General features: G+C 71.7%; 11 protein-coding genes and 1 tRNA gene. 11 read left to right on the top strand and 1 reads right to left on the bottom strand.

The window, feature by feature from the left end; translation table 11 throughout:
* Positions 1-88: 88 nt before the first annotated feature.
* The 5 genes from QOL15_RS00140 (at position 89) to QOL15_RS00120 (ending at position 5,627) form a co-directional block, all read left to right on the top strand.
* A complete protein-coding gene (locus QOL15_RS00140; protein ID WP_071248206.1) occupies positions 89-772 on the top strand; it encodes an SDR family NAD(P)-dependent oxidoreductase in 684 nt (227 codons plus the stop codon).
* A gap of 864 nt (positions 773-1,636) precedes the next feature.
* The gene (locus QOL15_RS00135) at positions 1,637-2,893 is read left to right on the top strand and encodes a sensor histidine kinase (RefSeq protein ID WP_083394035.1); all 1,257 of its coding nucleotides are present in this window, start codon (positions 1,637-1,639) and stop codon (positions 2,891-2,893) included.
* Positions 2,890-3,642, top strand: coding sequence for a response regulator transcription factor (locus tag QOL15_RS00130; RefSeq protein WP_254784135.1), 753 nt, complete (start codon positions 2,890-2,892; stop codon positions 3,640-3,642). Before QOL15_RS00135 ends, QOL15_RS00130 begins: the two co-directional genes overlap by 4 nt.
* 37 nt (positions 3,643-3,679) lie before the next feature.
* Positions 3,680-4,699 (top strand): YdcF family protein, encoded by a 1,020-nt coding sequence (locus QOL15_RS00125; protein WP_071248028.1) that lies wholly within the window; start codon positions 3,680-3,682, stop codon positions 4,697-4,699.
* Positions 4,700-4,724: 25 nt separating this feature from the next.
* The gene (locus tag QOL15_RS00120; RefSeq protein ID WP_254784136.1) at positions 4,725-5,627 is read left to right on the top strand and encodes an aminoglycoside phosphotransferase family protein; all 903 of its coding nucleotides are present in this window, start codon (positions 4,725-4,727) and stop codon (positions 5,625-5,627) included.
* 120 nt (positions 5,628-5,747) lie between these two features.
* Here QOL15_RS00120 and QOL15_RS00115 read toward each other — a convergent pair.
* Positions 5,748-5,834 (bottom strand) — tRNA-Leu (locus tag QOL15_RS00115).
* A gap of 110 nt (positions 5,835-5,944) precedes the next feature.
* Between QOL15_RS00115 and QOL15_RS00110 the strand changes: the two genes are divergently transcribed.
* The 6 genes from QOL15_RS00110 to QOL15_RS00085 are packed head-to-tail and all read left to right on the top strand — an operon-like array spanning position 5,945 to position 13,237.
* Positions 5,945-6,625 carry a DUF3662 and FHA domain-containing protein gene (locus QOL15_RS00110; RefSeq protein ID WP_065960415.1) on the top strand — a complete coding sequence of 227 codons (681 nt, stop codon included), beginning with the start codon at positions 5,945-5,947 and terminating at the stop codon, positions 6,623-6,625.
* Positions 6,622-7,179, top strand: a complete 558-nt coding sequence (locus QOL15_RS00105) for an FHA domain-containing protein (protein WP_065960419.1) — start codon at positions 6,622-6,624, stop codon at positions 7,177-7,179. The genes QOL15_RS00110 and QOL15_RS00105 overlap by 4 nt, the downstream gene beginning before the upstream one ends.
* 7 nt (positions 7,180-7,186) lie before the next feature.
* Positions 7,187-8,581 carry a Stp1/IreP family PP2C-type Ser/Thr phosphatase gene (locus tag QOL15_RS00100; protein WP_083394036.1) on the top strand — a complete coding sequence of 465 codons (1,395 nt, stop codon included), beginning with the start codon at positions 7,187-7,189 and terminating at the stop codon, positions 8,579-8,581.
* Positions 8,581-10,032: an FtsW/RodA/SpoVE family cell cycle protein gene (locus tag QOL15_RS00095; RefSeq protein WP_071248031.1), complete on the top strand. Its 1,452-nt coding sequence runs from the start codon at positions 8,581-8,583 to the stop codon at positions 10,030-10,032. The genes QOL15_RS00100 and QOL15_RS00095 overlap by 1 nt, the downstream gene beginning before the upstream one ends.
* Complete coding sequence (locus QOL15_RS00090; RefSeq protein ID WP_071248034.1) at positions 10,029-11,483, top strand: penicillin-binding protein 2; 1,455 nt, start codon at positions 10,029-10,031, stop codon at positions 11,481-11,483. The genes QOL15_RS00095 and QOL15_RS00090 overlap by 4 nt, the downstream gene beginning before the upstream one ends.
* Positions 11,480-13,237 (top strand): protein kinase, encoded by a 1,758-nt coding sequence (locus QOL15_RS00085; protein WP_071248038.1) that lies wholly within the window; start codon positions 11,480-11,482, stop codon positions 13,235-13,237. Before QOL15_RS00090 ends, QOL15_RS00085 begins: the two co-directional genes overlap by 4 nt.
* Positions 13,238-13,352 lie beyond the last annotated feature (115 nt).

Here is a 13,352-nt window from a genome sequence, read left to right as displayed (position 1 = left end):
ACGCGGGACGGTGCTCCGACGCCGCAGCCGTCAGCACGCCGGACAGCGCACCGGACGGCGCGCAGCACCGCGGCCTACCGTGGCGCGCATGGACCTCGAACTCACCGGCCGGACCGCCCTCGTCGTCGGCGGTCACGGGTACATCGGCAGCGTCGTCGCCGAGACCCTCCGTCGCGAGGGCGCGCACGTCGTCGTCGCCTCCCGCACCGCCGGCGGCCCCGACGACGTCCGCATGGACACCGCGTCGCAGGAGTCGGTCGACGCCGCGGTCGCGCGGGTGCTCGACCAGCACGGACGCATCGACGTCCTCGTGGTCACCGCGGCGCCCGCGGCGGGCACGCTCGACCCCGACCGGGCATCGGACCCCGAGCAGGTCGCCGCCGCGATCGACGGCAAGGCGCTCGGCTTCCTCCGCGTCGCGAACGCCGTGCTCCCCGCGCAGCGCGCCGCCGGCTTCGGTCGCGTCGTCGTGGTGAGCGGGCAGAACGCCTACCTCGCGGGGAACATCACGACCTCGCTCCGGAACGCCGCGACGAACGTCATCGCGAAGAACCTCGCCGACCAGGTCGCGGGCACCGGTGTGGCCGTGAACGTCGTGAACCCGGGCACGGTGACGGACGAGCCGGCAGCGCAGGTGCAGCGCGGCGCCGGTGGCGAGTCGAGCCCGCAGCAGATCGCGGACCTCGTCGCGTTCCTCGCCTCACCGCGGTCCGCGGTGAGCGGCGAGTCCGTCTCGATCGCACACCGCGTGCTCGGGCAGCTCACGATCTGAGACGCGAGCGACGGGCGGCCGGGAGGCGCGTGGCGGCGCCGCCACGCGCCTCCCGGCCGCCGGTCGGTCACCGTCTCCGCGCGCTGTGCGCCGTGCGCGAGCCGTTCCGGCCCGGGCCGAGATCCGGGCCGACCGGTCGGCCGTCGTCCGGTGACGCGGTCACGCGGTCACGCGGTCACGCGGTCACGCGGTCACGCGGTCACGACCAGGGTGACGGCTCAGCCCAGTCCGTCGAGGACCACGAGGATCACCCGCAGCGGGAAGACCGCCACCCGGTGCCACCAGCGCTCCGGACGGTCCGGCACCACGGTCGCTCGGTCCAGGAGCGCGGTCGGTACCGTCGCGGAGCACGGGTCCGCACCCTCGGGCGCACCGGCGTGGTCCCGCTCGGACCGGCAGGCGGCACACTCGGTGCCGCTCCCGTCCGAGGGCGCACCGGGATGCCCCGCCCACGGGTGTGCACAGGCGCGGCAGACCGGGTCGCGCAGGCGGCGCCGCAGCACGCGCCCGAGCACGGTGGGTGCAGGGGCCGTGGGGGCGGTTCCGGCTCCCCCGGCGGGCTCGGTACGGGACACGTGCTGATCCTGCCGCATCCGCGCACCCGCGTGGGCGCTCCGACCCTCCCGGGCTCCGGACCGCAGGACGACCGGGTTCGTCCTTCCGGACGACGGCGCTCGTCCCTCCGCCCGATGCCCCGCGCCGCCTCCTCCGCGAGGCTCGTCAGCATGGAGACCTCGACCAAGCACGTGATCGCAACCCTCGCGACCTGCGCCGCGATCATCGCCGTCACTGCGGTCGCCCTGATCGCGATGTCCCCGATCCCGTGAACCCCGCCACGCCCGAGCGCCGTGCGATGATCGATCCGTGAGGGGCGGTCAGGGGTTCACCAGGGTCCTCCCTCGCCGATCCCTCGTCGTCGACCTGACGTGGGCCGCGCTCGCCTGCCTCGTCTTCCTCGCACCGATCGACCTCGAGCTCGAACGGGCGAGCGCCCTCGCCGTCACGGCCGCGACCGTCGCGATCGCCCTCCGTCGGCTCAGCCCGTCCGGGGCGATGCTCGCCGCGGTCGCCCTCGGCGTCGTCCAGGTGTGGAACGGGGAGCGTCCCTCACTCGTCGACGTCGCGCTCTTCGTCGTGGTCGGCAGCGTCGCGATCGTCGGCACGAAGATCGAGGTCGTCCTCGCCGGTCTGCTCTCCCTCGGCGCCGGAGTCCTCGCCTCCCTGTACCTCTCCAAGACCGGTTACCGGTACGCACTGCTGCTGAACGGGCCCTCGGAGCAGGTCGCGATCGTCCTCGCGGCGCCGACCCTCGCGCTCGTCTCGGTCTGGGCGGGTGGGCTCGCCACCCGGGCCGTCCGCTCCCAGAACGCCGAGGCCGTCCGCCGCATCGACGCCGAGGCCGCGGCCACGCGCGCCGAGGCGGTCGCGAACCGTGCCGAGGCCGTCGCCACCCGCGCCGTGGACGAAGCCGAGTCCGAACGCATCCGCGCCGACATCGCCCGCGACGTGCACGACGTCGTCGGCCACTCCCTCGCCGTGATCATCGCGCAGGCCGACTCCGTGCCGTTCCTCGACGACGAGGCACGCGTCCGCGAGGTCAGCGCCACCATCGCGAGCACCGCCCGGAGCTCCCTGGTCGAGGTGCGCCAGGTCCTCGGCCACATCGACGGGTCCGACGCCACCGTCGACCCGGCCTCCTTCGAGGAGATCGTCCGCGGCATCCGCGACGCCGGTGTCACGGTCGAGCACACCGTCCGGGGTGCCTCCCGACCGCTCGGCCCGGTGCACGGGACGGCGGCCCGCCGGGTGCTGCAGGAGATGCTGACGAACGCGCTCCGACACGGCGTGCCCGGCGGTGCCGTCGACGTCCGCGAAACCTGGCGGTCGGCGGACCTCGTGCTCGAGGTCGAGAACGCCGTGCGCTCCGCCTCGCTCCCGGTCGGCGAGGAGCTCGGCATCGACGAACTCGCCGCCCACCCGCGCGGATCCGGCCGCGGACTCACCGGCATGCAGACCCGACTCACCACGATCGGCGGGTCCTTCGACGCCGCCGTGCTCGACGACGTGTTCACCGCACGCGCGCGCATCCCGTACGACGTCCGAGGGGGGACGAACCGATGACCGAGCCACACAGCGGCGCACACACCGGCACCGAACGGGGTGCCGAGCCGCCGACCGGCCCCACCGCTGCCCCGATCCGCATCCTGCTCACCGACGACCAGGCACTGTTCCGCGCCGGCCTGCGGGTCGTCCTCGACGCCCAGCCCGACATGCAGGTCGTCGGCGAGGCGTCGGACGGCGCCGAGGCCCTCGACCGCATCCGCGAACTGCGCCCCGACGTGGTGCTGCTCGACATGCGGATGGCCGGCATGGACGGCGTCGAGACCGTCCGACAGCTCTACTCCGGTGCCGTGGGCGAGCCGCTCCCCCGCGTCGTCGTGCTGACCACGTTCGGCCTCGACCCCGCGGCGGCCACCGCGATCCGCCTGGGCGCGAGCGGATTCCTGCTCAAGGACACCACGCCGCCGTTCCTGTTCGCCGCGGTCCGGGCCGTGCACGAGGGCAGCTCGGTGATCGCGCCGAACGACGTCTCGCAGCTGTTCGGCGCCGACGTCGAGCGCGCGCCGAAGCCCCAGCCCGCCGCGTTCCAGACCCTGACCGACCGGGAGCGGATCGTGTTCGGGTGGGCTTCGCGCGGGCTGTCGAACGCCGAGATCGCGGCGAAGGAGTTCGTCACCGAGTCGACCGTGAAGACGCAGATCTCGAGCATCCTCGGCAAGCTCTCGCTCCGCGACCGGGTCCAGCTCGTCGTGTACGCCCACGACCACGGACTCGCCGGGACCCGCGAGGGCGGCCGGTCCGCGACCTGACCGTCGGGCCGCGCACACCGCCCGGTATTCTGTACTCGTGTTCCTGCTCGTCGTCGCCGCGGTCTTCCTCATCGCCTACCTGGTCTGCCGCCGTCGCGACCCGAGGATGCTGCGGAACGGCGTCTTCCTCACCACCGCCGTCGTGTTCGGCGTGCTCGGCGGACTGGTCGTCGCCGCCGACTGGTCGCTGCCCGCGGTCGTCGCCCTCGGGCTGCTCGCACTCGCGCTCCCGATCAGCGTCGTGGTGTTCGGCGTCGCCCTCGTCGCCAACAGTGTGACCATGCTCCGCAAGGAAGGGCGGAGCCTCGGCAACCAGCTCTCCCTGCTCGCCGGTGTCGCCGTGCTCGTCCTGCCGGTCGTCGCCGTCGTGCTCGTCGTCCGGTTCGGCGTCGTGGGCGTGACCGTCGCGGCACTGCTCGCCCTCGTCTCCGCGTACGCCAGTGCCGCCTTCGTCTCGTTCGCCCTCTACTCGGTGGTGTACGGGCGGATGCGCCACGGCGTCGCCCCGACCGCGGTCGTCGTGCACGGGGCGGGCCTGCGCGCGGACGGCACGGTGACCCCGCTCCTGCGCGGCCGACTCGACCGGGGCGTCCAGGCGTGGCGTGCCGAGGTGGCGCGGGGCAACCGCCCGCTCCTCGTGCCGTCCGGCGGACAGGGGTCGGACGAGGTCCGGGCCGAGGCGACCGCGATGCGCGAGTACCTGCTCGACCAGGGCGTCCCCGCCGAGGACGTCCTCGCCGAGGACCGGTCGACCACGACCCGCGAGAACATCGAGCGCTCGGTCGAGCTGCTGCGCGACGCCGGTCGGACCGGACCGCTGCTGCTCGTGACGAGCGACTACCACGTCCTCCGCACCGCCTCCCTCGCCCGCCGACTCGGCGCGGACGCCCAGGTCGTCGGCTCCCGGACCGCCCGCTACTACGTCCCGAGCGCGTTCCTGCGCGAGTTCGTCGCGCTGCTCGTGGAGCACCGGTGGGTGAGCGTCGTCGCCCTGGGACCCTTCGTGGCGCTGGCGGCCGCGATCGCCGTGGGCGAGCTCACCGGCCTGGCCCACTGATCGACCTCCGGGCTACCGTGTCTGGGTGGGGAACGGGGACGGGGACGGGGACGGGGAACACCAGGTCGCTGCCGACGCGTGGGGGCGCGCCGGCTTGACCCCGGCGCAGCAGACGTTCGTCCGGTCGGTGCTGCCGGACGTCGAACTCGTCGCCGACCACTCCTGGGGGCTGCTCGACACCGTCGTGCTCCACGTGCGGTCGGGCGGACGCGACCTCGTCGTCAAGGCCTGCGGACCGGCGAACACCCACTTCCCCCGCGAGCTCACGGCGCACCGCGGGTGGACCGACGTGCTCGTCGCGCGCGGCGATGCCGGAGCCCTGGTCGCGGCGGACGAGGACACCCGGGTCCTCGTGCTCGACCGGGTCCCGGGCCGTCTCGCGCTCGGCACCCCGGACGAACACGACCCCGCGGTGCACCGGCAGGCGGGCGCCCTGCTCCGACGCCTCCACGACCAGACAGCGTGGACCGACCCGACCTACGCCGAGCGAGAGCAGGCGAGGACCACGGGTCAGCTCGACCAGCGGCACCGGATCCCGGCCGAGCGGGTCGAGGCCGTCCGCGCCGTGCTCGCCCGGTTCCGTCCGACCCCGGTGACCGTCGTGCCGACGCACGGCGACTGGCAGCCCCGCAACTGGGTGGTCGATGACGGCCGCCTCCGCGCGATCGACCTCGGACGCTTCGCGTTCCGTCCGGCCGCGACGGACCTCACACGGCTCGCCGTCCTGCACTGGCAGCACGACCCGGCGCTCGAGACCGCCTTCATCGACGGGTACGGGGGCGATCCCCGGACCCCGGACGCGTGGCGCTGGATCCAGCTCCGCGAGGCCGTCGGCACCGCGGTGTGGGCACACGAGGTGGGTGACGCCGGCTTCGAGGAGCAGGGGCACCGGATGCTCGACGACGCCCTCGCCGCCTTCGCGGGCTGACGGGCCGGGGCAGCGGACGGGCCGGGGCGGCGGACGTCCCGGGGCAGCGGACGTCCCGGGGCAGCAGACTCCCGGAAACGCGGAACGGCCCCCGGATTCCTCCGGGGGCCGTTCCTCACCTGGTGCGCGAGGGGGGACTTGAACCCCCACGCCGTTTCCAGCACACGGACCTGAACCGTGCGCGTCTACCAATTCCGCCACTCGCGCCAGCCCGGCAACATTAGCACGGCGCCGAGGGGCCCCGTGACCACTGTCAGACGGGCCCGGGTGCCACCCACTACCATGCAGTGGTCCGTGACCGACGACACTGGAGACACATGGGCCTCTTGGACAGCTTCGAGCGAGGGTTGGAGCGCGCCGTCAACGGTGCGTTCGCGAAGACCTTCCGCTCCGGCGTGCAGCCCGTGGAGATCTCGAGCGCCCTGCGCCGCGAGCTCGACACCAAGGCCGCCGTGGTGTCGCGGGAGCGCATCCTCGTGCCGAACGAGTTCACCGTCCGGCTCGCACCGCCGGACTTCACGCGCATGAACGACGTGGGACGGCCGCTCATCGACGAGCTGACCTCGATGGTGCAGCAGCACGCCGTGGCGCAGAACTACTCGTTCTCGGGCCCGGTGACGATCCGGTTGCAGCAGGACGGCACGCTCTCGACCGGGATCCTTCAGGTGGACTCGAGCACCGTGCAGCGCGACGTCGCGTGGGTCGCGGTCCTCGACATCGGCTCCCAGCGTCACCGGCTGCAGCGCGGACGCACCGTGATCGGCCGCGGGACGGACGCCGACATCACCGTCGCCGACACCGGCACGAGCCGCAAGCACGTCGAGGTGATCTGGGACGGCAAGCACGCCCAGGCCAACGACCTGGGGTCCACGAACGGCTCGAAACTCGACGGTCAGCGCTTCCAGCAGGCCATCGTGGAGCCGGACTCGACGATCGAGATCGGTCGTACCCGTATGGTGTTCCGGGTGATCCCCGAGAGCGACGGAGGTGCTCGATGACCACAGGGCTGACCCTGCTCGTCCTGCGCTTCGCGTTCCTCGCGGTGCTGTGGCTGTTCGTGTTCGTGATCGTCTTCGCCCTGCGGAGCGACCTGTTCGGCCAGCGCGTGCGCACGATCCCCACCGATCCGAAGGCCGCACCGTCCGGCCCGACGACCCCCGTGGTCCCCGCTGCGGCGGCTCCGGCGGCCGCGTCGGGTGGCGCGTTCACCGAGCTGATCGGGCAGTCCTCCGGACCGACGCCGCAGCAGACCGCGAGCGGCGTCCCGACGCGGCTCGTCATCACCGAGGGCGCACGTGAGGGCCTCGAGATGCCGCTCGGCGGCGGACCGATCACCATCGGCCGCTCCAGCGAGTCCAACGTCGTGATCCGCGACGACTACACGTCCACCCACCACGCCCGCCTGGAACTCCGGGCGTCGGGGTGGGTCCTCACCGACCTCGAGTCCACGAACGGCACCTTCGTCGACGGTCAGAAGGTGACCACCCCCGTGACCATCGCGGAGCGGACACCGATCACGATCGGGACGACGACGTTCGAGCTGCGGCGGTAACCCGGACATGACCGCTCGCACGCTGAGCGCCGCTGTGTCCCACGTGGGGCGCATCCGCGCCAACAACCAGGACTCCGGCTACGCCGGCACCCACCTCTTCGCCGTCGCCGACGGCATGGGCGGCCACGCGGGCGGCGACGTCGCCTCTGCGATCGCCATCCGTCGGATCCGCGAGGTGGACCGCGAGTTCCCCTCCGCGCACGACGCCGAGTTCGCCCTGCAGTCGGCCCTCATCGCCGCGAACCAGCTCATCACCGAGACGGTCTTCGAGCACCAGGAACTCACCGGCATGGGCACCACGGTGTCCGCGCTCATCCGGGTCGGCGAGCAGATCGCCATCGCCCACATCGGCGACTCGCGCATCTACCGGATGCGCGACGGTGAGCTGCAGCAGATCACGTCCGACCACACGTTCGTGCAGCGGCTCGTCGACAGCGGTCGCATCACACCGGAGGAAGCAGCGGTCCACCCGCGCCGCTCGGTGCTCATGCGGGTGCTCGGCGACGTCGACGCGGCACCCGAGGTCGACACCGCCGTCATGGACATCCAGGCCGGCGACCGCTGGCTCCTGTGCTCCGACGGCCTGTCCTCGTACCTCGCCGAGGAGCGCATCCGACACGCCCTGGCGTCGACGATGGACGCCAACCAGGTCACCCAGCGCCTGGTCAAGGAGACGCTCGACCACGGCGCCCCCGACAACGTCACCGTCGTCGTGATGGACGTGACCGACGGCGACGTGGTCGACGACGACGAGGCCGCCACCACGGTCGGGTCCGCCGCAGCACCCCTGACCTTCGAGGCGTCGACCGGCCGCAAGCCGATCCGCCTCCCCACGATCCTGCTGCACCCCCTCAAGGTCAGCGCCGCGCCCGAGGACTCGCACTTCGAGCCCGAGTCGGACCAGTACTTCGCCGAGCTCATCGCCGAGGACCGTCGTCGCCGGGTGCGCCGACGGATCGGTTGGACGATCGCGCTCGTCGCGGCGGTCGGGCTGCTCGTCGGCGCCGTGTTCCTGGGCTGGCGGATCACGCAGGACCACTACTACGTGGGCACCGACCGCGGCACCGTCGCGATCTACAAGGGCGTCCAGCAGTCGATCGGTCCGATCGCGCTGTCCGACGTGTACGAGGACACCGACATCAGCACCGCGTCGCTGCCGGAGTACACCCGCGAGAACGTCCGCTCGACGATCAACGCGACGTCGTTGTCCGACGCTCGGGACATCGTCGACCGCCTGCGCAAGGCCGCGGAGACCGGACAGGACCAGGCCGGGACCGGTGGCGACGGGTCCCCGTCGTCCTCGCCGACGCCCACCCCGTCCGACTCCCCGACCGAGGCGCCGGCAGCACCGGCGGCACCGGCGGCAGCGGGAACGCCCTCGCCCGGGGCGGAGGCGCTGTGATGAGCACCGCCACCGCACAGTCCTTCACCCAGGCGATCACGATCAAGCTCCGCGAACCCGCGCGCGCCCGCAACCTCGAGCTCGTGCTGCTCGTCATCGCTTGCGGCATCTGCGCCGGGGCGATGGTGCTCGTCCAGCTCGGCACCAAGGGCCGCCTGTTCGACACGGGCGTGCTGTGGGTCGGGGGCGGGATCCTCGGGCTCGCGCTCGTCATGCACTGCGTGCTCCGGGTCGTCGCGAAGAACGCCGACCCGTTCATCCTGCCGGTCGCCCTCGTGCTCAACGGCATCGGGATCGCCGAGATCTACCGCATCGACGTCCACAACGGCCTGACCGGCTGGGACGCGATCGGCGTGAAGCAGATCGTCTGGACGATGCTCGCGATGGTGCTCGCGACGATCACCGTCGTGGTGGTCCGCAACCACCGGTTCCTGCAGCGCTACCGCTACATCTTCATGGCGCTGACGATCTTCCTGCTCCTCATGCCGATGCTGCCGGTGATCGGCGAGAACATCGGCGGCGCACGCGTCTGGATCCGGATCGGCCCGTTCTCGTTCCAGCCGGGTGAGCTCGCGAAGATCACCATGGCGCTGTTCTTCGCCGGGTACCTCGTCACCGCCCGCGACTCGCTGTCGATCGTCGGCAAGAAGTTCCTCGGCATGACGTTCCCGCGAGCACGTGACCTCGGCCCGATCCTGGTGATGTGGGGCGCCGCGATGGCCGTCCTCGTCTTCCAGCGCGACCTCGGCACGGCGCTGCTGTACTTCGGCCTGTTCCTCGTGATGATCTACGTCGCCACGGGACGGCTCAGCTGGGTCGCGATCGGCCTGACGCTGTTCATCGGTGGTGCGATCGTCGCCCAGGCCGCCCTCGTGTACGTGCGCGGCCGGTTCGAGCAGTGGCTCGACCCGTTCGACCAGGCGATCTTCTCGCGACAGACGCAGGGCAGCTACCAGCTCGTGCAGGGCCTGTTCGGGTTCGCGAACGGCGGCATCACCGGGACCGGCCTCGGGCAGGGCCGGCCGTACATCACCCCGGTGGCGAACGCCGACTACATCGTCGCGTCCCTCGGTGAGGAACTCGGGCTCATCGGTGTCTTCGCGATCCTGGCACTGTTCATCGTGCTGGCCTCCCGCGGCCTGCGGGTGGCCTTCATGGCCCAGGACGACTTCGGCAAGCTCCTCGGGGTCGGCTTCGGCTTCACGATCGCCCTGCAGGTGTTCGTCGTCGTCGGCGGCATCACCCGCATCATCCCGGTGACCGGTCTGACCACGCCCTTCATGGCGGCCGGTGGGTCCTCCCTGATCGCCAACTGGATCATCGCGGCGATGCTGCTGCGACTGACCGACGCGATCCCCGCAGAACAGCGCGTCCAGCAGGGCGCGATCCCGGCCGCGCGCGGGAAGGCTCCGCGCACGAAGGCCGCGACCAGGAAGGAGCACAGCCGGTGAACCGACAGCTCCGCGGTGTCTCGACCGTCATCGTGCTCATGTTCGTCGCACTGTTCGTGTCGACGACCTCGATCCAGTTCTTCGCGTCCGACTCCCTGCGCGCCGACTCGCGCAACTCCCGGACCATCCTGGACAGCTACTCCACCAAGCGGGGCGCGATCCTCGTCAACGGCAGCCCGATCGCCGAGTCGACCCCGGTGGACGACCAGTACCAGTACCAGCGCTCCTACACGAACGGTGCGCTCTACTCGGCCGTCACGGGGTACTTCACGATCGGCCAGGGCAACACCGGCATCGAGGGCGCCGAGAACTCGGTCCTGTCGGGCAACTCCGACGCCTCGTTCTTCCAGAACCTCAACGCGATCCTCACCGGGCAGGACATCCAGGGCGACAACGTCAACCTGACGATCGACCCCGACGTGCAGCAGGCCGCGTACGACGCCCTCGGGTCGAACTCCGGCGCCGTCGTCGCGATCCAGCCGAAGACCGGCAAGATCCTCGCGATGGTGTCCAAGCCCGAGTACGACCCGAACGCGCTCACCTCGCACGACACCGCGAAGGTCAAGGCCGAGTACGACGCCCTCCTCGCGCAGAAGCCCACCCCCTTGCAGAACCGCGCCATCGGCGGCGACCTCTACACGCCGGGATCGGTCTTCAAGCTCGTCGTCGCGTCGGCCGCGCTCAAGGACGGCAAGTACGACCTCGACTCCGAGTTCCCGAACCCGGCCCGGCTCCAGCTCCCCGGCACGAACACGTTCATCAACAACGCCGAGGGCGGGTCCTGCGGCGGTGGCGAGACGGTGAAGCTGCGCACGGCGATCCAGTACTCGTGCAACATCCCGTTCGCGGAGCTCGGCCAGAAGCTCGGGTACGACGAGATCAAGTCCGTCGCCGACGGGTACGGGTTCGGCGACGCCATCGAGGTGCCGATGCGCGCCACGGCGAGCCAGTACCCCGACGTCGACTCGACCGCCCAGCTCATGCTGAGCGCCTTCGGCCAGGCCAGCGTGCGCGTGTCGCCGCTGCAGATCGCGATGGTGTCGGCCGGTATCGCCAACGGTGGCAAGGTCATGCAGCCGTCGCTCGTCGACTCGATCACGACGAGCGACCTGAAGACCGTCGAGTCGTTCTCGCCGCGCCAGTACAGCGACCCGCTGTCCGGCTCCGAGGCGGCCGACCTGACCGAGGCGATGCAGAGCGTCGTCAACGACGGCACCGGTACCAATGCCAAGATCGACGGTGTCGACGTCGCCGGCAAGACCGGCACGGCGGAAGGCGGTACGGGCGATCCGTACACGCTCTGGTTCACGGGGTTCGCCCCGGCCAAGGACCCGGAGGTGGCCGTCGCGGTCGTCGTCGGGAACGGTGGCGGACGCGGACAGTCCGGCGTCGGCAACACGGTCGCGGCCCCGGTCGCGAAGAAAGTCATGGAGGCGGTGCTGAACAAATGAGACCCACCAGCGGACTCACCTTCGGTGGGCGGTACCAGCTCTCCTCCCGTGTCGCGATCGGCGGCATGGGCGAGGTCTGGCAGGCCACCGACCTCGTCATCGGACGGACCGTCGCACTCAAGATCCTCAAGGACGAGTACCTCGGCGACCCGGGCTTCCTCGAGCGCTTCCGCGCCGAGGCCCGGCACGCCGCGCTCGTCAACCACGAGGGCATCGCCAACGTCTTCGACTACGGCGAGGAGGACGGCAGCGCCTACCTCGTGATGGAGCTCGTCCCCGGCGAGGCCCTGTCGACCATGATCGAACGCGAGCACACGCTCCCGGTCGACAAGGTGCTCGACATCGTCGCGCAGACCGCGAACGCACTGCAGGCCGCGCACGCCGTGGGCCTCGTGCACCGCGACATCAAGCCGGGCAACCTGCTCATCACCCCGGACGGCCGCGTCAAGATCACCGACTTCGGGATCGCGCGCATCGCCGACCAGGTGCCGCTCACGGCGACCGGGCAGGTGATGGGCACGGTCCAGTACCTGTCGCCCGAGCAGGCGAGCGGTCACCCGGCCTCGCCGTCCACCGACGTCTACTCGCTCGGCATCGTCGCGTACGAGGCCCTCGCCGGCCGGCGCCCGTTCACGGGTGAGTCGCAGGTCGCGATCGCGATGGCGCACATCAACGAGCAGCCCCCCGCGCTGCCGTCCGACGTGCCGGAGCCCGTGGCCGCACTCGTGCTGTCCTGCATCGCGAAGAAGCCCGCCGACCGTCCCGCGACCGCGGCGAACCTGGCGCGTGCCGCCCAGGCGCTCCGCCGTGGCGACGTCGCGGCCGCCACCGTCGCGGTCCCCGCCGTCGGCGGTGCCGGCACCGTCGCGTTCAACCCTCCGGCGGACCGCGGCGACGACCAGGCGACCGCACTCATCGGCACCCAGGCCGGCGCCCTCGCCGGTCCGCCGACCACGCCGGGATCGCCCGCCTCGCCCGACGAGGACGAGCCGAAGAAGCGTGCCTGGATCTGGTGGGTCGTCGGTGGGGTCGCCCTCCTGGCGATCATCGGCGCGGTCGTCGCGTTCGCGCTCAACGGCGGTGGGAACGGCGACGGCGGGAAGACCCCGGCGTCCCAGTCGCCCAGCGCCTCGGCGCGGCCGAGCAACACGCCGTCCCCGACCCCGTCGCAGCCGGCCCGGCAGTTCATCGACAAGAGCCAGTACGTCGGCCGTGCCACCGACGACGTCCGCAACGCCCTCCAGGAGCTCGGCTTCGAGGTGGACGTGCAGGACGGCAGCCCCGCGCCGACCGCTGCACAGGCGAACACCGTCGCCGACCTGACCCCCACGGGCAGCGTCATGGACGGCACGACCATCACGGTCACGCAGTACACGACCCCGCCGACGGCCAACAAGCCGAACACCCCGAACGCGTCGTCGGTGTCGAGCACGGGGTCGGTCACCTTCAGCTGGTCGGCCGCCACCTGCCCGGACGGCTACTCGGTGTCGAAGTACTCGTGGAAGGTCACCGGTGGGAAGGACGCCTCCGGTGCGACCTCGGGTGACACCAGCTCGACCGCGGTGACGATCCAGGCCGACGCCGCCGGCACCCCGGTGTCGTTCAGCTACAACGTGACGTGCGGCTCGCTCGCGCCCTCCGAGGACTCGGACCCCGCCACGGCCACCTGGACGTCGAGCCCCTCGCCGACCTCCACGCCCCCGGCGAACGGAGCGGGAACGGGCACCGGTACGGGTACCTCGAAGACCGGCTGAGCGTCACCCGGACGGGGGCTTCCGACACCGTTGCGTAACGGTTGGTCGGGAGCCTCCGCCGTCAGCCGGCTGCCAGTGAACGCTGCCGTACACTGTCCCGGACGGACATTCGGAG

Source organism: Curtobacterium sp. MCBA15_012 (assembly GCF_001864935.2).
Taxonomy (GTDB): domain Bacteria; phylum Actinomycetota; class Actinomycetes; order Actinomycetales; family Microbacteriaceae; genus Curtobacterium.
Note: the sequence above shows the minus strand (reverse complement) of the source record. Positions and strands in the feature narration are given on the sequence as shown.

Coding starts and splice junctions, on each gene's coding strand:
- QOL15_RS00140 (WP_071248206.1), top strand. CDS start 89: ATGGACCTCGAACTCACCGGCCGGACCGCCCTCGTCGTCGGCGGTCAC.
- QOL15_RS00130 (WP_254784135.1), top strand. CDS start 2,890: ATGACCGAGCCACACAGCGGCGCACACACCGGCACCGAACGGGGTGCC.
- QOL15_RS00110 (WP_065960415.1), top strand. CDS start 5,945: ATGGGCCTCTTGGACAGCTTCGAGCGAGGGTTGGAGCGCGCCGTCAAC.
- QOL15_RS00105 (WP_065960419.1), top strand. CDS start 6,622: ATGACCACAGGGCTGACCCTGCTCGTCCTGCGCTTCGCGTTCCTCGCG.
- QOL15_RS00100 (WP_083394036.1), top strand. CDS start 7,187: ATGACCGCTCGCACGCTGAGCGCCGCTGTGTCCCACGTGGGGCGCATC.
- QOL15_RS00095 (WP_071248031.1), top strand. CDS start 8,581: ATGAGCACCGCCACCGCACAGTCCTTCACCCAGGCGATCACGATCAAG.
- QOL15_RS00085 (WP_071248038.1), top strand. CDS start 11,480: ATGAGACCCACCAGCGGACTCACCTTCGGTGGGCGGTACCAGCTCTCC.